Here is a 22,291-nt window from a genome sequence, read left to right as displayed (position 1 = left end):
ATCTAGTTTTGTTCTAGAAAAAATAATGGTTGCTAGGTAAACCGTAGCTGTGAATGACTCCGTTTCCTAGAAGCTCGGCTGAGGTGACGCTCCATGTGTGAGCGTGAGATTCCTTACGCATTTGGACGAAATTGAATCGGTCCATCGAATAGATCTTTCCACCCTCGTCTAAAATCCGAGCCTGAAAATCAGTATCTTCTCCTGTGCTACGAGTTGCAAATTGTACGGTTTCAAAAGTTTCTCGAGGTCCCACCATCGTTGGTCCCATGACAAGGTTGGTGAACTTGTGCTCGCGTTCCGGGAACCGGAGGACGGTAACGTTTTCTGCTTCTAAATGCATGTAATGCGCGTTCTTTCCAACGAGGTCAGCGCCCGAATACATGAGCGCATGGAGGGCATCCTCGAGGTAGCGTTCGCCGTACAGATCATCGTCGTCCATTTTGGCGAGGACGGTGCCTGTGGCCAGGCCAACAGCCATATTTAAACATTCGCCCAGCGTGAGGTCGGTGTCTGCAACCCGGTGGACGACCTCGGCGATTCCGTTGGACTGCGCCAACTCGTCGATTTGTTCTGAGGATGGCGTGAAGCCGTGCGTAATCAGAACTAGTTCGGGGTTTACGGTCTGTTTTCCGACCTGCGAGAAAAGATGCGCCAGCTGCTGAGGACGATTTGTTGAAGTCAGTACAGACACCTTGTGTCGCGCTGTATCGGAGATTGAAAGTTCCGCAGCATGGGCTACCTTCTCGGCTCGGTGGGCATATGTGTGGTTTTCCCACACGCGCCGCTGAGCAAGGTGGACGGAACGGTCACGTAGCTCGTGGGATCGCAAGAGAGCCCGAGTGGTGTGAAAGGCTTCGTCTTCACTAACAGGTTGGAAGATCTCGTTCGGGGGAAACGCCTGTCGTGTCGCTTCGCTTGGAGCTGTGACCACGGACGTTCCACACGCGGTGAGTTCAAAGATTCTCCTGGCGCACATGCTGGGCGAATCCACAACAGAGTTGACGTTTAGGAACACCTTGAAGTCTTTATACGCTGTGAGCATCTCGTCATAGGGCAGTGAACCCACCACCGAAGTATCGAGGGGCGGTGGAAACTGGTACCTGGGGTCTTTACCCAGTTGGCGTGAGAAAATTGCGAATCGCTCACGAGTTTTCTCTGCAGCAGACTTAGCGGCAGGGAGGAGCCACTCCATCTGTTCGCGCCGCTCAGGAAACTTATGCGCAAAGTACATTCCACCGAACGCCACTCCGTCTGCTATCCGTTCTCCAACCGCGCGAACAGGGTTGTGGATGGAGGGCTGGGCAGCAAACATGAGCGCGCTGACTCGCTCGTGGCCCAGGCGTTTCGTGTATTCAGGAATGAGACGGGAATCACTTGTGAAAACATGGTCGAAAAGCGAGGCAGCTTCGATGAAGTCCTCAAAATGCGGGGGGTCTTCCTTATTCCAGAAAACGGTAGGGATTCCGCGGTTTCGACAATCTGCGAGGAGGCTTTTGAAGTCATCTTTGACTCCACTTTTGCCCGTGAGTTGATATTGCCATTTCCCATGGTTGCCGTTCCATGCAGATTCGATGAAAACGAGGTCGAGGTTGTCTAACTGGCCATTCCAGTCTCGCGCAAGCTCGATTTGGTTCCATTCTGGTGCGAAGGCCTGTAGTGAAAAATCGTCAAGAATAACGCCAACATTGAGGTCGGGGAATCGCTTCGGTCGCTCAAGCGGTTCAGCTGGGTAATACTCGAATTTGTCTCTGTTGCGGAATCCAGCTCGATTTAACCTCTCGGTCTTAGACCGTCTAGACCATTCTTTGAGTTGGCCGACTCCGCCTCTGCGCAGGTGCCACAGTGCTTTGCGAAGCATGTGGATCTTGGACACGACTTCCTCCTAACGGCCTACTTTCCCCTATTTTCACACATCGATGTGCCATAAGAGGCTATTGTGTGACCAAGTGAAAAACGATGACTGTGCGAGATGGTGGTATGAGTTCAAACGAAGAGAATCACGTAGCTGTGGGGATCTTCGGATCGTGCGTTTCTCGGGATACGTGTGAATACTGGGCGGAATGCGATCCTCGTGTTTACGTAGCGCGACAGTCCTCAATAACTCGGTTGAACCCAATGCGTGACCACGCCCCAGCGAGTACGGCGCTCGAATCTGAGTTCCAGCGAAAGTCGTATCTAGGAGATACACGCGCAGATGCTGTGAAGAGATTGAAAGAGGACGACCTCAACCTTATTTTGATCGATTTAGTTGACGAACGCCGTGGCGTGTGGGCAGACCAGGAGGGGCGTTTCCTCACAAACTCGATCGAAGCTTTCAAACTTGGAATCGACGCGATAGCCCGTCAAAAGAACTACCGTTTTATCGAATTTGGGTCGGATGAACATTTCGATCTATGGAAGAAGGGGTTCGCCTTAAACATGGCTGAGCTCAAGGCCGTGGAGGCGCCAACAGTTCTCATGGATGTCGCCTGGGCAGATACGTTCGATGATGAACGTTGGGCATCGCACAACCGAAGAAAAGCAGGCCGACTCGCTCGAACGTTCAAGCGAAACTGGTCGAATGCGCGAACCGGTATGGTTTCAGGCCGTGCGATTTGGAGTGTAACCAATGATCTATTCGATTCGACACTGCCTGATGTTGACGCTCGTCACCAGCGTGTAGCGGAAGCCAACGACTCTTTTGCACGCTACTTCGAGTTTGCGAGCACACTTACGGACTCTGTGATTTGCAGGGGGGCCGAGGACGTGAGAAGTGCGCGCGACCATAAGTGGGGGGTTGCTCCCTACCACTACGATGCGCAAACCTACGAGTCTCTCGTGGACGAGCTCCGACGAATAGCTAGGGATTGAGAACTATACTGGTTTCGCAAGTTTCATTTTTGTGTGAGTAAGGACCGAGCCATAGCTTCCCCTAGTCAGCCAAAGCCAACTGCGACAAATTTTCCTGCGAGGTCTCTTCGTACGACCAAGCAGGCATTTGTCCGAGCGCTTCGTGACGGCTTCGTGTATGCGGTGGCGGTGTGGGTTGCCGCAATGGTCCGCTATGACTTCAGCGTTACCACCCCCAACTACACGCACATTCTCATTGCGGCGTTGTGCGGGTTCCTCTTTTTCGTCGTGCTTGGCCCACTGACCGTTTACCGGGGGCGCTTTTGGAAGGCTTCTGGCGATGAATTGATGGCGATCGGTTCGCTAACCGCGATCGCAACAGGTCTGCTCTATTTGGCCTTCTTGTTGCCGTGGTTAACCCTTGAAATTCCGATCAGCGTTCCGTTGACAGCAGGGGCGCTCACGATCGTTGCAATCGGTACGCTGTCATGGCTCGATACGGCGTGGACTCAGCGACGACGCATCCAAAATAACCGCGCAAAGAAGGCACTTATTATCGGTGCGGGTGTACACGGTCGCACCGCGTATCGGATGATCGCCGAGGACCCTCGCGAAGAGTTTGTCGTTGTGGGTTTCCTTGACGACGACAAGGCAAAGCGCCACTTGCGTATTGAAGGTGTGCGCGTCCTAGGGGCACTTACTGCGCTACCCGAATTGCTCGACGAAATGAAACCCGATCTGGTTGTTTTAGCGTCGAACTCGTTGCCCTCGGACAAAGTCGACAGCATTGTTAAAGAGACAAGTGCTCGGGAACTTGATCTGCGTGTGTTACCGCATCTGCGAGCAGAAGATCAACGGCGACAGACCATGAACCAGATCGCCCCAATCATGTCGCGTCCTGGCTTTTTCCGCAGTATTGAGTTCGATGACTTGGTGGGGCGTCAGCCGATCAACACCAACGTCGACGAAATCGCCGATTACTTGACCGGAAAGACCATCCTCGTCACAGGAGCTGGCGGATCAATCGGATCAGTTTTGTGCAAACAGTTGGTCAAGTACGCGCCAAAACGAGTGGTAATGACCGACCGTGACGAAAGTGGTCTTCATTCGACACAACTCATTCTTGAGGGATCGGCACTTCTGACGAGTGATGACCTGATACTTGGCGATCTCCGCGACGGGCGATTTGTCCGATCAATGGTGGCAGACGTCAAACCAGACATTATCTTCCACGCGGCGGCTTTGAAACACTTGACGTTTCTTGAACGCTTTCCCGACGAGGCTGTTAAGACGAACGTCGGCGCAAGTTTGTCGCTACTCGATGCCGCTGTCGAAAACGACGTCGAAAGTTTCGTTCATATTTCTACTGACAAGGCTGCCGACCCGTCCTCAGTGCTTGGTGCTTCGAAATACCTAACTGAAAGAGCTGTCGCCGAGGTGGCCCGTCAGACCGGTCGCAGGTACATGTCGGTGCGGTTTGGAAATGTTCTAGGGTCACGTGGTTCGGTCCTGGGCACATTTGTTGCTCAAGTGCAAGCAGGTGGGCCAGTCACGGTGACAGCTCCTGGCGTCAAACGCTACTTCATGGCAGCCACCGAAGCATGCGATTTGGTGCTGCAAGCCGGCGCCCTGGGTAACCCCGGAGAGACCCTCGTTCTGGATATGGGCGAACCTGTGCTCATTGAAGACCTAGCTAAACGTGTCATCGCGTTATCTGGACGTGATGACATCGAAATCGTCTACACAGGCTTGCGCGACGGGGAGAAACCCGAGGAAGTGAGGCTGGCGGCAGGAGAGTCCGATAACCGACCTGGTCACCCGTTAATTTCACAGGTATCTATTTCTCCAATCTCGCTAGAGCACGTGCGGTCTATTGTCGCTGCAGGACGGTTGGCAGGTCACCGGCGCGATGCAGAGTTGCGCACTCAGCTCTTGTCGCTGATACATCAAAGCGACTGCATGACTGAAGCACAAGAAAACGCCTTGAACCCAGCGCAACCCTCAACATCACCGCTGTCTCTAGAGGAACTGATTGCTCAACAGAATGGGGACGGGCAGTGACGCTCCTTCTTGGATTTGGGGTCGCGCTAGTTCTGGGCTACGCGGTCAATCGGTTTCTCGTAATTCCTGGCCTGCAACGGCACGCAGTCCTTGATCACCCCACTGCACGGTCGTCTCACGACACCTCTGTGGTCCGCGGTGGCGGAATTGGTGTCATCGCGGGGTACTTGGTTGGCGGTGTTACTTCGGTAGTTGTGCATACGTTTTTCGACGAACCGCTCGGGCACGGATGGGTAGTTGCAAGCATGGCACTTGCGGCTGCTGTTGTTTGTGGGGCGGTTGGGCTAGCTGATGATTTGGATTCATTTTCGGCAACGACGCGTTTGTTCTTTCAAATCGTATTGGGCCTAATTTTTGGTTTCCTGGTGTTCCTCCTTTCACCATGGGGGTGGTCTGTTGTATTCGCAATAGCCGCGTCCGTCGTGCTTTCCGTGAACGCAATTAACTTTATGGACGGCGTGAATACGCTCATCACGGGATGGGCGGCGCTGATTGGGTTGTGGTATGCAGTCATTGCGGTTAGCGCAGGTCAAACTTTGCTTGCGGGGGTCGCAACATCACTAGCTGGAGCTACCGTAGCTTTCCTCCCTATCAATAAGTCCCCTGCGCGCGCGTTTCTAGGCGATGTAGGCAGTTACGCAATTGGTGGCATAGCAATCGCGTTATTCTGGCTTTTATGGATCAGTGGCGCCTCGCGCATGATGATTGCCGCTCCATTTGTCATACCGTTGTTTGATGTTCTGGTCACGATTGTGAAAAGGGTTTACGCCGGCGAGAACATTTTTCAACCCCATAGAAAGCATTACTATCAGCGACTCAACCAAGCTGGTGTGAGCCACGAAGCGGTAGGCGCAATTTTTGCCGCCACGGTCATAGCTTGTTGTGTGGTGACATTCACTGCAAGTAGGTTGCTTGTAATTATGGTCTGGGGATTGGTATCAGTCGGGTACGCGGCGCTCCCGCACATTGTGAACACCGCGCGACAGAAGCGAGTGCAGCCTTGAGAGTGTTGTTGATGACGCACTACTACCAGCCCGAGGTAGGAGCCCCACAAAAACGCTGGAACTACCTGGTGGAATTACTCATCAAACGTGGTCATGAAGTTGCGGTGTGTGCTCCTGTTCCGCACTACCCCTTGGGACGCCGGTTTACCCAGGACAAGGTGTGGGTGTGGGAGTCAGGCAAGCATGGTGAACGAGTTTTGCATGTACCATACGTCCCGTACTCTGGCTCGATGGTAGTGCAGATGCTGGACCAAGCAATCTCCAGCTTGGCAGAGGCATTCGCGACAACGTATATGTGCAGACGCAAACCCGATGTTGTCATATCGACGACCCCCGGGTTGCCTATGCTCTTTGCAGGGGAGCTGGCATCACGAATTCTAGGCGTGCCACACATTGCGGAAGTGCGTGACGCATGGCCGGATCTCATATGGCAAACCCGGTTGGTCGAGGGCGCGACCAAGAGCTTGTTGCCCAAACCGATATCGAGTGTTTTGGAACGAAAACTTATCCCCCAGCTTTTGATCCGCGCGCAAAAACAAGCGGATGCAGTAATCGTTACCACAAAGGCATTCAAACGGGTATCCGAGGAACGTGGAATGAACAACGTTCACCTCATTCGTAACGTGGCTGAACCACGCCCTTCACCTTCACGTCCAAAAAAGAAAGGCGCTCTGAACCTTTTGTACGTGGGGACGGTGGGGAGGTCGCAAGGGCTTGAACACGTCGTCGACGCAGTGCGAGACACTCCGCACGTGACGTTGCGTGTCGTGGGTGACGGAGCTGCGAAGGAGCAGTTGAAGAAACAAGCAGCAGGAGCCATGAACATCCAGTTCTACCCGCAAACAGTGGGGGAGCAGTTAGAAGAACATTGGAACTGGGCCGACTCTGGTCTCGTTACCCTTGCGCCATTGCAGGCCTTTGAGATGACCGTTCCTTCAAAACTGTACGGAGTCATGGCGCGAGGGAAGCATGTCACTGGGGTTTTGGGTGGCGAGGCAGCTTCAATTGTTGCGAACTCCCAAGCAGGTGACATTTCAACGCCCGGTAATTCACAAGTGTTAAAAGCGTTGCTCAATGCCTTAGCTGAAAAGCAGGAATTGGGTAACAACATCGGCCACACTCAGAAGTGGGTTTCAGAGAACGCTTCGCCGGAGAGTGCAGGGAGACGTCTAGAACGTGTACTGTTCGAGGTGACGCAATGAGTATCACGTTCGGGTTGAAACAGGTTATTGGTCTCTCTTTAGTGGTGGCAGACCACGTTGCCACTGACCCAGTCTTTTTTGGGATGCAGGTGGTCCGCAGGTTTCCTGGGCGTACTGTGCGGATTGTTGGAGCGACTATGAGTAAGCTTCCGGCTCACACGGCGCGGGCTATTGGCGCCTGGTGTTTGGGAAAGAACCGCGAAGCAATCAACATCATTGAGGAGTCAAGCCCACGAGGGATATCGGCAGGTGTGCTAGGTGAACTTGCTCTCCACTTGGGGCAACCAGAATCTGCAATACGACTAGCAACAAGCGTGCGGAACACGTCACGTCGACACAAAATCGAGGCGAGAGCTCTGTGGTACTCCGGGCACATGACAAGAGCTGTCGAGCGTGCTCCACGACGAAGTCAGCTAAAACGACGTCTTGCCTCTGAATTGCGACTGTATTCGGGAGAATGGGCGCCAACTGTTGGTAAATCTGTAAGTGTAGCCACTGGCGCGGACCGTAACGTCGATGTTGCTTATATGGTCAACAATTCCCTCCCTTATACGCAGTCGGGTTACACAATTCGTACCCACGAAGTACTTAAAGGTGTTCAAAACTCCGGTTTATCAGTTGCCGCTTTGACTCGAACCGGGTATCCCACGTTGGTGGGGAAGTGGTGCCCTGGTCCCGTGCAAACCGTTGACGGGGTCGATTATGTTCGTCACCTCCCGACGCGACTGGAACGGACACCGTCAGCCAGGCTGGACCAACAGCTGACGTACCTTTTGGAGTTTCTCAGAGCTACTGACGCGAAGATTCTGCACACAACAACGCACTTCGTGAATGGTCTAGTAGCTCGTAAGGCAGCGGAAACACTTGGCATTCCGTGGGTTTACGAAGTCCGCGGAATGCTTGAAGATACATGGGCTTCGGCTCACCCAGAAGGCTTTGGCACGGCAATTAAGTCAGAGAAGTACGTTCGCTTTAGACAGATGGAAACTCTTATGGCGAAGTCAGCCGATCACGTAGTTACGTTGGGCGCGACTATGGCAGAGTCATTGATAGCCCGAGGTGTGCCCAGCGAACGTATAAGCGTCGTTCCTAACGGTGTTGGTGAAGGTATATTGAACGCTCAAACGTCGCGGTCGCCTCATGAGGTGCGTGAAACTCTTGGTATTCCCCAGAAGGGCTTTTGGGTAGGCGCCGCTGCATCTATCGTTGATTATGAAGGTTTCGACACACTCATCGAGGCAATCTCTCTTTTGCGCACAAAAGGAGAAGATGTACGTCTGCTTTTAGTGGGAGACGGAGTTGCCATGCCCGCGCTCAAGGAGATGGCTCGTCTTTACGACGTTCCGGCAGTGTTTCCAGGACGAGTACCTCAAACGTTAGCGCATGAGTTTGTCCAAGCACTCGATTTGTACTGTATCCCTCGTAGAGACGACCCGGTATGTCGCTTAGTTACGCCTTTGAAACCTGTTGAAGCCGCCGGACTCGGCCGGCCCGTACTATTATCGGAAGTTCCTGGTTTAGCAGAGGCGTTGCCATCAGAAGCAAGAATGACAGCTAAGCCCGGAGACGCTAAGGCATGGGCAGAAGCGATCACGGAATTGCAACGTGACGGTAATTTGCGGTGCGCGCTTTCCGCGCGCGGTCGGGAATGGGTAGAACAAGTGGCGAGTTGGTCAAAGCGCGTTGAACATATTGTGGCAACGTACCAAGCATTGTCGTCCGAACTGGAACTGGACAAGTTGAAATGAAGTCGAAATCAAGTGAATTAGAAACAATAGAGGTTCCAGCCTGGTCGCTTGGACAGGTGAACGCTCGCGTCCCGCTCAATGCCTACTTTCGTCAGATATGGCATAGACGCCACTTCATCATTGCGGAATCGCGCGCCAAAGTTATAGGCGGTAATCAGCGAAACTATCTAGGAATCGCTTGGATGGTCATCCAGCCGATTCTGAACGCGCTGGCTTTCTTTGTCATCTTCGGAGTTATCCTACAAACTTCGCGTGGTATCGAGAATTTCCTGGGCTACTTGCTCATTGGAGTTTTCTTTTTTGGATTTACAACGCGAGTGTTGACAACATGCGCTGGCAGTGTGAAGGCTAATCAAGCCATGATTAAGGCATTCACATTTCCTCGCGCGTCAATCCCGATTTCGGTCGTTGTCAGAGAAATCATGAACTTCGTGCCGTCCGTCGTCGTCATGATGCTAATGATTCTGGCTCTTCCGCCATCAGAGAACCTGACTTGGCGCGTGATTTACATAATCCCCGCCTTCATGCTCCAGGTCATGTTTTCACTGGGGATCGGATTCGCGGCTGCTCGGCTGTGCCACATCATCCCTGATTTGTCCCACTTGATTTCTATCTTGACTCGATTTTGGCTCTACGCCTCAGGAGTGTTCTTTTCGATTGACCGATTTGTCACGCACGAGGTGATGTCTTCAGTCATGAAAGCCAATCCCATGTATGGGTATCTAATGCTGGTGCGTAATAGCCTTCTCTACGGTGTTGACACTCCAGTATGGATGTGGCTGAACTGCGCGGGCTGGGCTCTGTTGTTTTTTGTATTCGGATTCCTGTTTTTCTACCAGGGGGAAAGTACGTATGGGCTCACAAGAGATTGACGACGCAGTACTTTCTGACCGGACTGCATGGAACGATACGGGTAAGCTCGCCGCTCATACGGGCGACATTACGGTAGCTGTTGCAAACATCAGCATGAGCTACAGTGTGCGGGCTACGTCTCAGCGTCCTGGTTTGGCGGGGGCTCTTACCGCAGCGTTCAGACGCGAAAAGGTCCAAGCGCTTAGAAACATTAATTTTGTCGCAAGATCGGGAGAATTTGTAGGCGTTGTTGGCTCAAACGGGTCAGGCAAATCAACACTTTTGCGACTCATCGCAGGTGTCGAACAACCGGACTCAGGTCGAATCCTGGCCAGTAAACAACCGATGCTATTGGGTGTGAGCGCTGCGCTTCACCCTCACCTTTCTGGCCTGGCAAACATCCGGCTTGGCTGTCTTGCAATGGGCATGACTCCTGAGGAAGCTGAATCACGTGTCGACGAGATTGTGGAACTTTCGGCCCTGGGTGAAGCTATTCGGCGACCAATGGGTACATACTCATCCGGTATGGGCGCGCGTTTGCGTTTTGCAATTGCGGTCGCAGCGAGACCTTCGATCATGCTTATTGACGAAGCCTTATCGACAGGTGACGCAACCTTCTATGAACGAAGCAAAGAAGCTACCAAGAGTATGCTCGACGATGCGGGAACGGTTTTCCTCGTGAGTCACGCTGCGAAAACGATTCAGGAGATGTGTACCCGTGCGATTTGGTTGCATAAGGGTGATTTCATTCGCGACGGCTCTGCTGAAGATGTTGCAGAGGCGTATCGATGGTGGGCATGGAACGAAGCCAAAGGGAAGGCGGACATCGCAAAAAAATTGCTTGCGGACGCGCGCGAACAGGGTCGAGAACAATTGGTGGAGATTACCGAAGACTTGTCAAAGCTACGCAAAATGGCTCCACGTCACGCCAATCGCGTTATTGCGCCCCCAAGGCATTCAAATTTTCAAACCTAATGGCTGTTAAACTTTGAATGAAATTCCGTATTCGTAAGGAGTCTACTTCCCGATGAGCTCGTCACCTCGCATTTTGTCCATTTATGGAACTCGCCCTGAAGCAATCAAGATGGCCCCCTTGATCAAAGAGATTGAAGCAGACTCGGCACTGGAATCGGTGGTGCTAGTTACAGCGCAGCACCGGGAAATGCTGGATCAAGTAAACGAGCTTTTTGGTATCCAGCCAGACCGTGACTTGAACATCATGGCTAAAGGACAGTCGCTCAACCAGATTACGGCGCGGGTGATCCAAGGAGTCGATAAAGAGCTTGTCGACTTGGCTCCCGACGCAATTGTGGTTCAAGGGGACACGACCACGGTGATGGCATCTGCAATTGCCGCTTTTAACCGTTCAATCCCGGTCATCCATCTTGAAGCGGGTTTGCGCTCAGGAAATCTCTTCAACCCGTTTCCCGAAGAAGCGAACCGAAAACTGACGGGTCAAATCGCTTCATTGCATTTGGCGCCCACCGGAAGGTCGCGCGCAAACCTTGAGAATGACGGAATAGACTCAAACGCAATTGCTGTAACCGGAAACACTGTGATTGACGCATTGCAATTGGCAGTGGATCTTCAGGTCGAACCTGAGGACCAAGCAACTCGCGACTATCTCGCAGCAACCGGGCCAAAAGTGTTAGTGACAACGCACCGTCGTGAAAACTTGGGCCGCTCAATGGAGAACATCGGGGATGCGCTCAATGAACTGGCAACAAACAGGCCAGACGTCACCTATTTGCTACCAGCACACAAGAACCCGCTTGTACGGGAAGCTGTGCTCCCACGAGTCATGCGTTGTCCGAACGTCTTGGTCACGGAACCGGTTTCGTATGGCGCGTTTACGACAGTGATGAATGCGTCTGACATAGTTCTGACAGACTCGGGCGGAATCCAAGAAGAAGCGCCGAGCCTCGCAAAGCCGGTTCTGGTGATGCGGGAGAACACCGAGCGTCCCGAAGCCGTGGACGCAGGAACCGTTGAGCTTGTTGGGACGGAGCGTGAACAGATTGTCAATGCAGTGACTAAATTGCTTGACGACGAAGCGCATTACGCCAGCATGGCGCAGGCCGTGAATCCTTATGGTGACGGCAAAGCGGCGCAACGGTCAGTGGCGGCAATCAAGCACATGTTTAACATTGGTTCGCGCATGCCCGATTTTGCCTGAATAGTATGGAGAGCTTTGCTGTGACCCCAGGAACTCAAGCGTCAGAAATTTATGCGAGCGACGAGCAGTTACAAGTATGTCTTGAAAACTCCCGTAAAGTTATCGCGCATTTGGCGAAAGAGCACGACTCGTTAGCCAACTCGTACATCAGCCAACTCGAGCGTGAAAAGCTGTTGATGAAGTCCTTGCTTCGCAGAGAACAGCAGATTGAGCGCCTCAAGCGCACGAATGCAAACTTGCAACAACGGTACAAGAATCTCGCCAGTTCAAAGCTTGCTTCGGCCCAAGTTAAATATTGGAAGCTTCGAACGCAGCTCAAAGAGAAGTTTAAAAAGAGGAAATAGCTGATGGCTTTTGACGCTAAGACCGTAGAAGCAAAAACGAAAGACCTGAATCAGCAGATTGCTGATGTGAAGGCACGACGTTCCGTCGTTAACGCGTATTCCAAGAGTGTGCAGGAAAGCGTTTACTACGAAGACGCGTTGCTGGGGAAACACCCGTTTCTGTTCCCAGTCGAATCGGCTGATGAATACCTTGAACGGTACGAGTACTTTCGCGCCTCGAACGAAGAGCGCATACGAGAGTTAATTGCGACGGCTGATTCGCTTCCGAACGTTTCGAAGCAGTCGTGGTTCGAACCGCTGAACTTTCGGATTGGGATTATCGCTGACACCTTTCTATTCAAGAGTTTTGAGGGTGCGGCTCATTTCATTCCGATCACACCGGAAAACTACGAAGAGGCAATTCCTGAGCTTGACTTGTTGCTAGTGACGTCTGCGTGGAGAGGTTTGGACCATGAGTGGTTTGGGCTTTCAATTGCGTCGAGCGGAAAGCGATGGTTAGTTACCCAGAAGATTGTTCCCTTAGCGAAGCAGAACGGTGTCCCTGTCGCTTTCTACTCGAAAGAAGATCCCCCCAACTTTGATGTCTTTGCTGGTCTCGCTAAATCAGTTGACTTCATCTTCACATCTGCGATCGAGGTAGTTCATAAGTACCAACAACTGACAAATGAGGCTACGCCTGTGTCGGCTTTACCGTTTAGCGTTAACTTCTCTCATCACAACCCTTTAGGGTCAATGCGAAGTGACTTGACGGAATTTGTCTTTGGCGGTTCGTGGCATCGGAAGAAATATCAAGCTCGACGACGAGCCGGTGAGTTGATTTTCGATGGAGTTCTCAAAGCGGGATACCCGTTGTGGATCGTGGATCGCAACTTGGAAATCGGCGCCGAAAAATATCTGTATCCGGAGAAGTATCTCCAACACCTGCACGGTTCGATTTCGCACGATGAGCTTTTGGCTGTCCAGCGGCTTCTACCTGTCTCAATAAACCTGAACTCGGTGCATGCAAGCCAGACGATGTTTGCAAATCGTGTGATCGAGTTACAAGCTATGGGAACCTGCATCGTCTCAAACTATAGCGCTGGTGTTAATACACAATTTCCAAATGTGTTTATGCCTGACCGTGAAATTGACATGGTTCAGTGGCTAGAGAGCCTATCGCTTGAAGACATACGCAAAGCACAGGTTGATGGAGTGCGAAACGCGTTTACTGACAATACGAATTTCGACCGTGTTCGTGCAATGCTCGAATTCTGCGGTTTTGACGTACCAGTGAATGAGCCCCAGGTTTTCGTAGCAGGTTTGAACAGTGATGAGTACGCCAATTTCGTTGCTGAGCAGAAGACCCGACTGACGTTGAAACAAAGCGCCGAGATGACATCTCACGAAGCTGAAGGTAGATATGTGACGCTTCATGTTGACGCGAGTAAAGAACACGACCCTCATTTCGTCGATGATTTAGTCAATGGTTTTAAGTACTCATCTGCTAAAACGGTTGTGAGTCAGGACAAATACGAAGGCACCTACGAGATGGTGCCTGAAGGGGAGCACCGTGTTAAAGCGGGTGAATACGCTGAAGTCCACGGGGTTTCCACAAGCGATCCCGGTGTCCTAGCGGTTCCTGCGAATCAGCTTGTTGCTTCTCGTGATCGTTCTGTGCAGCCGAAGATTGCAGTAGGTGAGTACGATCTCACAGTGGTTGTGCCCATTTACAACAATGGCCGCCACTTGTATTACAAGTGCTTTGACTCTTTGCGTCGCTCCAGCATCTTTAACAAGATGAAAGTTCTCTTGGTCGATGACGGTTCAACAGACTTTGAGACCCGGCAGATCGTTCAGGGGTTAGTAGCAGGCTATCCGAATGTCGAAGCGTTCTATCACGAAATCGGTGGTTCAGGTAGCGCTTCACGGCCACGAAATACGGGACTGGAACTTTGCGACACAAAGTTTATTACGTATTTGGATCCAGATAATGAAGCCATTTCCGATGGCTTCGCAGAATTGCTTAAAATGATTGAAGAGACAGGCGTGAACTTTGCTATTGGAAATATGGTGAAGCTCAAGCACCGTCGTCTTATCATCAATAACTCAGGAATTCTTCGAAAAGCGCTCGGTTCAAGAGCATATGACGGTGCCGATGTTCCCGAGGACATTCTTACCAAGATCAAGTTCCAGCCAATGTCCATTCAAGCTCTCGTTGCTGACGCGGAGTGGCTAAAGTCGCTGAACCTGGTGCAACCGGTTGGTGCGGTTGGCCAAGACTCGTACTTTTTCCAACAAATGTTGTTCTATGCAAAGAGAATTGCGGTTACCGAAACGCCAATCCACACGTATTATGCGGCGGTTTCAAACTCCACAGTCAACCAAGTTGGGCCAAAGTTCTACAAGAAGTACATTGCTCTTGAGCAGGACCGTGCCACATGGCTAAGTGAAGTTGGCCTGTTGGACTCTTACAACTCGGTAAGGCTCATGCCATTCGTTAAAGGATGGTACGTCGATAAACTGCGGAATGTCGCGATGGATGAGCGTGAAGAGTGTAAATCCACCATTCGTCAGCTGGTTGGCTTTTACGGCAATCACCCAGAGCTGGACGACCTCCTACAAGTAACGTGAGACTCAAGCAAAAAGGGTTCGCGGGTCGCGCGGGAAACGGTAACAACCGACGATTTGTGCGGTTCAGCAGCGTCCTATGTTGTTGATCTAGTGCTGTTTTTGTATCGGTGCTCGGCAAGGTGTCCGTGTTCATACCGAAACTGCAGTACTGTATCCGCTAAGTGGCGCGTTTTGAGGAGGCCGTTATGAACCAATTCGCAATAGAAGGCAAACGATGAACGATTTCAGGGACATTGCGTTCTCAAAAGGATTTATGCTGACGCGCGACGATACGTCCTCAGTTGCGCACTTCGTAGAAACCCCTTTGTGGGACGGGTGGACGCTTTGGTCCGATGATTTCACTCCGACAAGTCGTGCGACTGCTGGTGCTGACGTGATGGTACTCATCCGTGGGCAGTTTTTTGACGGTACAGGTGTTTCCAGTGACGATGTCGCGTCAAAACTTGCCGAGAGTCTAGCGATTAGTTATGAAAAATTCGAACGCTCTCTAGGTACCTTGCTCGGGCGCTACATGGTGATTGCGAGGAGGGAAGGCGAGACGTGGCTTTACCACGACGCGTTAGGTTTACGGAGTGTTTACTACGACCGTGATTCAGGGCTAGTTGGATCACACGCACGTTTGGTATCCCAGAAGGCTAAACGTGAGGCGATACATGGTGCGAAAGAAACCCGGTATCGGCTGGATTACACGATCTTTGATCAAGTATGGCAGTTACTGCCAAACTTTCGTTTAAACCTCAATACACTGGAAGTTGAACGGTTTTTCCCGCGCGCGATTAATCGATATCTGGACTGGTCGCCGGAAGAAAAGCTGGATAAAGTTCAAGAACTTTGGGGCAATGCACATCGTGAGTTATTGAATCGATGGAAAAATGTCGTCCTATCCATCACCGCAGGACTGGACAGTCGTTTTGTATTGGCAATGCTTAAGGACCACCGCCAGGACATTTCCACTATTACTTACGGAAACCCCCGTGCGGGCGCCTCTGCGTATTCTCAATCGATGTACCTGGATTACAGTCGGGTTGCTGAGATGTTGCCATATATCGACTCCAAGGAACATTGGTTTGTTGATTTGACAGATACAACCCCGGACGATCCTCGACTATTAAAGCTCGCAAAAATTAACTCTTTCAAGAGTCATGGGCGCAAGCTGCTTGCGCGCATGCGTAACCTGTTCGAAGAACCCGATTGGATTCATCTCCGGGGCACCGGAGTTGAGATCGTGCGTCGCTACTGGAAGGAATCGCACGCCAATTTTGCGGCACTGAAAAAATATATGGGCCTTACTACCGCCAGTGATGTCGCGCAGGCGAAAGAGATGGGTTATGGGGCCGTGTTGCACGGCTTCATGCCAGATGACCTCGCATATTGGGAATTACGCATGGGTAAATGGCACAGCGAGATCATGAACGAGCAAGACATCCTTTACGAAACGATAGTGCCATTGGGAATGAGGGACATAATTGAGCTTCTTCTTTCCTACCCGATTTATGAACGCGAAGAAGCGTTAGCAATTTATGATCTCATCGATCGAAACATGCCAGAACTAACACTCCTTCCTGTGAATGATGATGACTCAATCTTCAACCAGCGTCGTGAGAGTGTCGCGCTAAAGGGCCGGGCACTGCTGAAGAACTTGTCGTTCGCATCACGTGAAATAGAAGAAACGACTAACGTAGAATCACCGGTTTTGTCGTTTGAGAACTTTGCGATGGAAAAGAACGCGATGGTGACTGCAGATCTATATGTCGCTGAACGTGCCGGAGGGGTATCCTTTACCGTCCACAGTAGCTACCAGAACCCCAACGCAATGGGATATGCGCAGTGGCAAGTGTTGTTGAACGGTGCAGTTGTGTGTGAGGACGACTGTGCGAGGACGGCTGCTCCCGTTGCACTTCGCTTTTTAGGGCTGTCAAAGGGTGACCTCATTTCAGTTCGTCTGAAATCGTTGCGGGACCTTGTCGGTCACCAGTCATGGCTCTTGGCTAGTCGTGTTTCATGTAAAGACCTGACACCGTTTAAAGGCTCGCACGGTCGTGGCGAAGTTGAAATTACGGCGATTGATCAAGAAGTAACAATTTTCGACTATTCGCGCGATTAGGTTCTGAAGCTGTGAGCGCTTCATCGAAGTGACGTGCAGTTGAGAATGATCCATCTGGGGTAAGCGGAACGGGCGTGCAGGTCACACGTGACGTCGATTTTGCTGGCGGGAACCGTGCCATATAGTGAGTCGTGGCGTTCAGATGATTGGCTCAAACCCGACCTAGGTGGCACCACGATGCTAGCGATGAGAAACACCAGCAAACCCCGCACAGCACTTGCCGTACTTATGACGTGCTTTTTGGTTGTGCTCTCGGCGTGCTCGGGCGAAGGCACACCTGGCACCAACGAATCGCAGTTATCGTCGCCGTCACCAACGCCCCCGCCCAAATTCTCGCAAGAGTTCGCAAAACCAGTCGACGGCGAACCCGCCACCATTACAGTCGGCGACAAACCCAACAAGCGAAAGATGCGCGCCGACAACCTCGGCATCTCCTTCGAATCCACCGAACTTGCCGACCCCCGCTGGGACCCCGACCACAGCAACCTCGACGAACTACTCAAAAACCTCGGCCAACCAGGATTACGGTTTGGCGGCAACAGACTCGACCGGTCACTTTTCTGGACCTCGTCAGACGAAAAAGCACCCAAAGGAGAAATCAAAGTCACACCAGACGACCTCAAACGTCTCAAGAAAATGGTCGACAAAACCAAATCACGTGTGACTATCGGCATCCCGCTGGGTGACTACGACCCCAAGCGCGGCGCCGACATGGCCCACCACGCCATCACAATCCTCGGCCCTCACCTGGTAGGCATCAGCGTGGGTAACGAACCAAACGGATACACGGTGGACTCCGGTGACCTGAAAATCCGCGACGACAACTGGAACACCGACGCCTACAAAAAACAACTACGCGCATACGTCGACGCAATCACAGAGAAACATTCAGACGCCCCCATCATTGGGCCAGCCGCCTACGACACGCAATGGATGGACGCGTTCACGCAAGCCATGGACGACTCAAATCACAAAGACAACGTAGCAGCCATCTCCCAACACTGGTACGCACTCTTCGACTGCTCCTCGACCACAGTCCCCGGTCGCGGACCACAAGCCGAAAACTTCACAACCAAAGAAGTTCACGACTCAGCTACCAAACTCCTGGGAATGGGGCTTGACCGTGCCAAAAAAGCCAAAGCTCCACTGTGGGTAGAGGAAACCGGGCCCACCAGTTGCGCAGGCACAAACGACACATCCAAGAAATTCTCTAAGTCCCTATGGACTGCTGACTACACACTCCACGCAGCAACCCTGGGCGTGCAACGCCTCAACATGCACTCCATGCTGGGCTCATGCGACAAAGGCGCCCCCATGAGCACTGTGTGTGACCCATCGAAAGAAGCCAAATCCGGAGCCGGAGCAGGTGCAGGACTGGACCCACAAACCTGGGCCGACACAAACGATGGGCAATACCAATTCCGGGCACGTGACAACTTCCTCGCCATGCAAACCATCAGTCCCACCGTGGGCGGCGACTTCGTGGACACGAAAATCTCCGGCGGTGACAACATGCGCGCTTACACAACTACAAAAGGCGACACCACGGTCACGGTCATCATCAACAACAACGACGCTGCATCAAGTGGCGGAAACCCCGTAACCATTAAGATGCCTGAAGGGTACGAACCCGTCACTGCAGGGCAACTCGCCGGAAAAGAAAACAACACTCAAGACCGCGCCCGCCACACACCGCAACGGAAACTCCCCAAAGCGCTCCCATACTCGGGCCCAGAAAACGACAACGCTTCTGAAGGTAAAGAACCTACGCCGGCCACTCCCGGTGCAAGTGACGCCCCGACCGTAGAAGTCAACGGGAACACCCTGCGCTTTGACGTGGCCGCCAGCTCCATCACCACGGTGGTCTGGAAGAAGAAACCAGAACCCAGCGCCCAGCCAAGCGCAACTGGGTCGTCAAACTAATTAACTACTCGCCACCCAGGCTGCGGCCACCATCCAAGGTGAGTACCTGGCCGGTGATCCAACTTGCCTCATCCGACAGGAGGAAAGCAGCGGCAGCGGCGACGTCCTCGGGCTCACCCAAACGCTTCATAGGGTACTCAGCGGACACCTGGTCCTCACGCCCCTCATACAACTTCTCCGCGAACTTGGTCTTCACCACGGCCGGGGCCACCGCGTTCACGCGCACCTTCGGCCCCAACTCCATCGCCAGCTGGCGCGTAATGTGCTCCACCATCGCCTTCGACGAACCGTAAAACCCAATCCCCACCGGCTGACGCGCCGCCGCAACCGACGACAGGTTCAGGACGGAACCACCTCGGTCCTTCATCCCCGACTCATACGCCGCCTGCGCCCACGCCAACGCGCCCAGCGCATTCACCTCAAAAATCTTGCGCGCAGCATCCAAATCCATCTCAATCATGGGCCCATACACCGGGTTGATCCCCACGTTGTTCACCAGCACATCCACCGGCCCGAACTTCTCGCGCGCCACTGCAAACACCTGCTCGCGGTGCTCGGGGTCATCAGCCTTCCCGGCCACACCAACCACTTGCAGTGGGCCGCCAATCGTGGACGTCGCCTCAGCCAGCGTATCCGCGTTGCGACCCGTAATCACCACCTTGGCGCCTTCGCGCGCCAACCGCTGCGCAACCCCCAGGCCAATGCCACGCGAGGCACCCGTCACCACAGCAATCTTGCCAGTGAAACGTTGCGGGTAGAACTTCCTACGCGACTGGGGCGACTCCGACCGGCTCACATTCGCATTCGACGCAACAACGGCCAGCGCCTGTGTATCTGTTGACTGTGGCACGACACACTCCTTTGGGCTAGGTGAGGCTTCCACCCTCAGCGTACCCCGCACACCTCACAAACGCATGAGACCGCCGAGGTGTCCCGCAACTTCCGCTGTTACGTGGGCTTCTGAAGCTTTCGCCGTTACCGATGTTACTTCAGCTCAAACTGTGCGTGGGGGAGTGCCTCTTCTGCAACGCGCAAGACTTCACGGAGTGCAGGCGATGTGTTGTCTTCGTGATAGACCAAGACGAGCGGGGTGGGTTCGTGCCCGGTTTCCAAGGGTGTGGCGACCAGCGAGGTGTCCGGTACGTCAGCCAGTGCTGGAGTTGTGTTGACCGCAATGCCCACTCCGGCGTTGACGCAGTATGCCATGGTGATGGAGTCGGGGACAGCTTGTGCGACCCGCGGCTTGAACCCAGCGTCGTGACACCAGTGTATGAAGTTCTCGCGCGCGAAATCCCCGGCCTGGGTCGCCAGCATGACGAACTCGTAGTCCTGGATGTCCTCAACCGTCACCCTGTCCAGCTGGGTAAGCGGGTGATCTTTAGGGGTGATCACGGTGTAGTGGTCCAGGCTGATGACGCGCCCTGCAAGTCGCGGTGGCAACGAGTCCGTATGCACCAGCGCCATGTCCAGCTTTCCGGATAAAACCCTGGATATCCCCTCCACGCTGAACACCTTGCCGTGGAGCTCAACCTTGATTCCCGGCGCTTGTTGCTGCATAGCCCTAATGAGCTGGGATACGTGAGTGTGACCAGAGGACATCGTAAAACCAAGGTTGACGGATCCAATGTCGCCTTCTTCTGCTAGGCGAACCGTGCGCTCAGCCTTTTCCACGCTCCGCAGAATCTCCCTGGCCGGTTCCACCAACGCCGACCCCGCTGCGGTAAGCGACACAAACCGTGTGGTGCGGTTAAATAACTGAACCCCCAGGCGGTCTTCCAACTGTTTGATTGTGCGACTCAGTGGCGGTTGTGCAATCCCGAGGCGTTCCGCGGCGCGACCGAAATGCAGTTCCTCTGCCACAGCAAGGAACGCTCGGGTCTGGTTCAGGTCGATGACACTCTTCTTTCTGCGAGGTGGCTTGGCGCTCGCGTGCGAGCGCGTGAGCATTAATGGTGCTCTGGTGAACGGCGAGTGCGTAAACGAAGCTAGGGCGCTAAGGTATTATGCAACCTAGTGTATGTAAATACACTGCCTTCCAGCGCTCCGATCCTACGCCAAGGGGGCTTGTTAAAGCAAGAGGTGTCGCTGAAAGTTACTCGAGAGTCACTTAGTTGAGAATAACACTGAAATGGTTGCGGTATGTGTAGTCGAAGAAGGCGCAAAAGACCCAAGAGTGAGATTATGGGGTCAACACGTAACTGAACACACCTATGAATGAACGAAGAGGTTGACTGTGTCTACGCCACGCCCCACGTTTGGTCGCACCCCTACTGGGCCTCTCACAGGCGTTCTCGTCGCTGACTTTTCCCGCGTACTAGCCGGCCCACACGCAACCATGCTTTTGGCAGACCTGGGCGCAACTGTCATCAAAGTTGAGGGCCCCACGGGTGATGAAACACGCGGATGGCGCCCACCCGTCCACGAAGGCGAAGCCACCTACTTCCTCGGCACTAACCGCAACAAACACGACGTAGTCCTGGACTTCAAAGACGAAAACGACTGCGCTCTTGCCCAAAAACTTGCCTCCCGCGCCGACGTCGTTGTCGAGAACTTCAAGGCCGGCGGTTTGAAAAAGTTTGGCCTCGACTACAACACAGTCGCTAAAACCAATCCGTCCGTGGTGTACGCCTCGATCACCGGATTTGGCGGAAACAACCCGCAACCCGGCTACGACCTCCTCATTCAAGGGCTTTCAGGTTTCATGAGCATCACCGGGGCTCCCGATTCCGCCGGTGGCGAGCCCACCAAGGCCGGTTTCGCCGTCTTCGACATCATCACCGGCCTGCACACGGCGCTGGGAATCGTGTCTGCCCTATACCACCGGCAAGAAACCGGCGAAGGCCAGCACGTTGAAACGAACCTGCTCAGTTCCGCGCTGTCCGGCTTGGCGAACCAGTCCGCCGCGTTTGTCACTGGGGGAGTGGTGCCTACCAGGATGGGCAATGAGCACCCCAGTCTGTATCCATACCTGCCGCTTCCAACCGGCGAAGGGGACCTCCTGTTGGCTGTTGGCAACGACCGTCAGTTCGCGTCCCTGTGCAGAGTTTTGGATATTCCCGAGGTCGTTTCCGACGAACGTTTCGCAACCAACGCCGGACGTACCGGCAACCGCACCGACTTAGCACCCATCCTCATTGACGCGCTTTCTCGCAAGTCCGCGCAGGAGTGGTACGACCTGCTCACTGCTGCCGGGGTGCCGTGCGCGCCAATCAACGACATTTCGCAGGGCGTGGCCCTGGCAGAAAAACTGGGTCTTAACCCCGTAGCCACTCCGGAAACAACGCCGACGGTGGCCAACCCCATCACACTCTCAGCCACACCTGTGAGCTACGATATGGACCCGCCGGGGCTGGGCAAGGACTCCGAAGAGATCAAGAAGTGGCTCCGCGAGTAGAATTTAGTCGCTAAGCGAATACGTCGACTCACAGAGGAAAACTC

The 22,291-nt window shown here is 53.3% G+C and carries 16 protein-coding genes; 13 read left to right on the top strand and 3 right to left on the bottom strand.

Annotated elements, in window-relative coordinates; all coding sequences use genetic code 11:
- Positions 1 to 13 precede the first annotated feature (13 nt).
- Positions 14 to 1,873: a glycosyltransferase family protein gene (locus JOE56_RS04800; RefSeq protein WP_338028625.1), complete on the bottom strand. Its 1,860-nt coding sequence runs from the start codon at positions 1,871 to 1,873 to the stop codon at positions 14 to 16.
- Positions 1,874 to 1,956: 83 nt separating this feature from the next.
- Here JOE56_RS04800 and JOE56_RS04795 point away from each other — a divergent pair, with 83 nt between their 5' ends.
- The 12 genes from JOE56_RS04795 to JOE56_RS04740 all read left to right on the top strand — a co-directional run bounded on the left by JOE56_RS04795 (position 1,957) and on the right by JOE56_RS04740 (position 18,853).
- Entirely contained in the window at positions 1,957 to 2,850 is an 894-nt protein-coding gene (locus JOE56_RS04795) for a DUF6270 domain-containing protein (protein WP_338028624.1), read from the top strand.
- Positions 2,851 to 2,883: 33 nt separating this feature from the next.
- Complete coding sequence (locus tag JOE56_RS04790; RefSeq protein ID WP_204515068.1) at positions 2,884 to 4,890, top strand: polysaccharide biosynthesis protein; 2,007 nt, start codon at positions 2,884 to 2,886, stop codon at positions 4,888 to 4,890.
- Positions 4,891 to 5,135: 245 nt separating this feature from the next.
- Positions 5,136 to 5,894, top strand: coding sequence for an MraY family glycosyltransferase (locus JOE56_RS04785; protein WP_204515067.1), 759 nt, complete (start codon positions 5,136 to 5,138; stop codon positions 5,892 to 5,894).
- Positions 5,895 to 5,905: 11 nt separating this feature from the next.
- Positions 5,906 to 7,096 (top strand): glycosyltransferase family 4 protein, encoded by a 1,191-nt coding sequence (locus JOE56_RS04780; RefSeq protein WP_204515066.1) that lies wholly within the window; start codon positions 5,906 to 5,908, stop codon positions 7,094 to 7,096.
- 527 nt (positions 7,097 to 7,623) lie between these two features.
- Positions 7,624 to 8,844 (top strand): glycosyltransferase family 4 protein, encoded by a 1,221-nt coding sequence (locus tag JOE56_RS04775; protein WP_204515065.1) that lies wholly within the window; start codon positions 7,624 to 7,626, stop codon positions 8,842 to 8,844.
- Positions 8,841 to 9,716 (top strand): ABC transporter permease, encoded by an 876-nt coding sequence (locus JOE56_RS04770; RefSeq protein ID WP_204515064.1) that lies wholly within the window; start codon positions 8,841 to 8,843, stop codon positions 9,714 to 9,716. The genes JOE56_RS04775 and JOE56_RS04770 overlap by 4 nt, the downstream gene beginning before the upstream one ends.
- Entirely contained in the window at positions 9,697 to 10,671 is a 975-nt protein-coding gene (locus JOE56_RS04765) for an ABC transporter ATP-binding protein (RefSeq protein WP_204515063.1), read from the top strand. The genes JOE56_RS04770 and JOE56_RS04765 overlap by 20 nt, the downstream gene beginning before the upstream one ends.
- 52 nt (positions 10,672 to 10,723) lie before the next feature.
- Positions 10,724 to 11,872: a non-hydrolyzing UDP-N-acetylglucosamine 2-epimerase gene (gene wecB / locus JOE56_RS04760; RefSeq protein ID WP_204515062.1), complete on the top strand. Its 1,149-nt coding sequence runs from the start codon at positions 10,724 to 10,726 to the stop codon at positions 11,870 to 11,872.
- A 5-nt stretch (positions 11,873 to 11,877) separates the two neighbouring features.
- Positions 11,878 to 12,216, top strand: a complete 339-nt coding sequence (locus JOE56_RS04755; protein ID WP_204515061.1) for a hypothetical protein — start codon at positions 11,878 to 11,880, stop codon at positions 12,214 to 12,216.
- Positions 12,217 to 12,219: 3 nt separating this feature from the next.
- Positions 12,220 to 14,826, top strand: a complete 2,607-nt coding sequence (locus tag JOE56_RS04750) for a glycosyltransferase (RefSeq protein WP_204515060.1) — start codon at positions 12,220 to 12,222, stop codon at positions 14,824 to 14,826.
- Between the two features lie 214 nt (positions 14,827 to 15,040).
- Positions 15,041 to 16,930, top strand: coding sequence for a hypothetical protein (locus tag JOE56_RS04745; RefSeq protein WP_204515059.1), 1,890 nt, complete (start codon positions 15,041 to 15,043; stop codon positions 16,928 to 16,930).
- Positions 16,931 to 17,017: 87 nt separating this feature from the next.
- Positions 17,018 to 18,853: a hypothetical protein gene (locus JOE56_RS04740; RefSeq protein ID WP_204515058.1), complete on the top strand. Its 1,836-nt coding sequence runs from the start codon at positions 17,018 to 17,020 to the stop codon at positions 18,851 to 18,853.
- 4 nt (positions 18,854 to 18,857) lie between these two features.
- Here JOE56_RS04740 and JOE56_RS04735 read toward each other — a convergent pair whose 3' ends face one another.
- Both JOE56_RS04735 and JOE56_RS04730 read right to left on the bottom strand, forming a co-directional pair.
- Positions 18,858 to 19,703: an SDR family oxidoreductase gene (locus tag JOE56_RS04735; protein WP_338028623.1), complete on the bottom strand. Its 846-nt coding sequence runs from the start codon at positions 19,701 to 19,703 to the stop codon at positions 18,858 to 18,860.
- A gap of 134 nt (positions 19,704 to 19,837) precedes the next feature.
- Positions 19,838 to 20,800, bottom strand: a complete 963-nt coding sequence (locus JOE56_RS04730; RefSeq protein WP_204515057.1) for a LysR family transcriptional regulator — start codon at positions 20,798 to 20,800, stop codon at positions 19,838 to 19,840.
- A 286-nt stretch (positions 20,801 to 21,086) separates the two neighbouring features.
- On the opposite strand from JOE56_RS04730, the gene JOE56_RS04725 reads away from it, so the two are divergent.
- Entirely contained in the window at positions 21,087 to 22,247 is a 1,161-nt protein-coding gene (locus tag JOE56_RS04725; protein WP_204515056.1) for a CoA transferase, read from the top strand.
- Positions 22,248 to 22,291: the final 44 nt, after the last annotated feature.

This window comes from Brevibacterium paucivorans (genome assembly GCF_016907735.1).
GTDB lineage: Bacteria > Actinomycetota > Actinomycetes > Actinomycetales > Brevibacteriaceae > Brevibacterium > Brevibacterium paucivorans.
The sequence above is the reverse complement of the archived record's forward strand: the minus strand, read 5'-3'. Positions and strand labels throughout refer to the sequence as shown.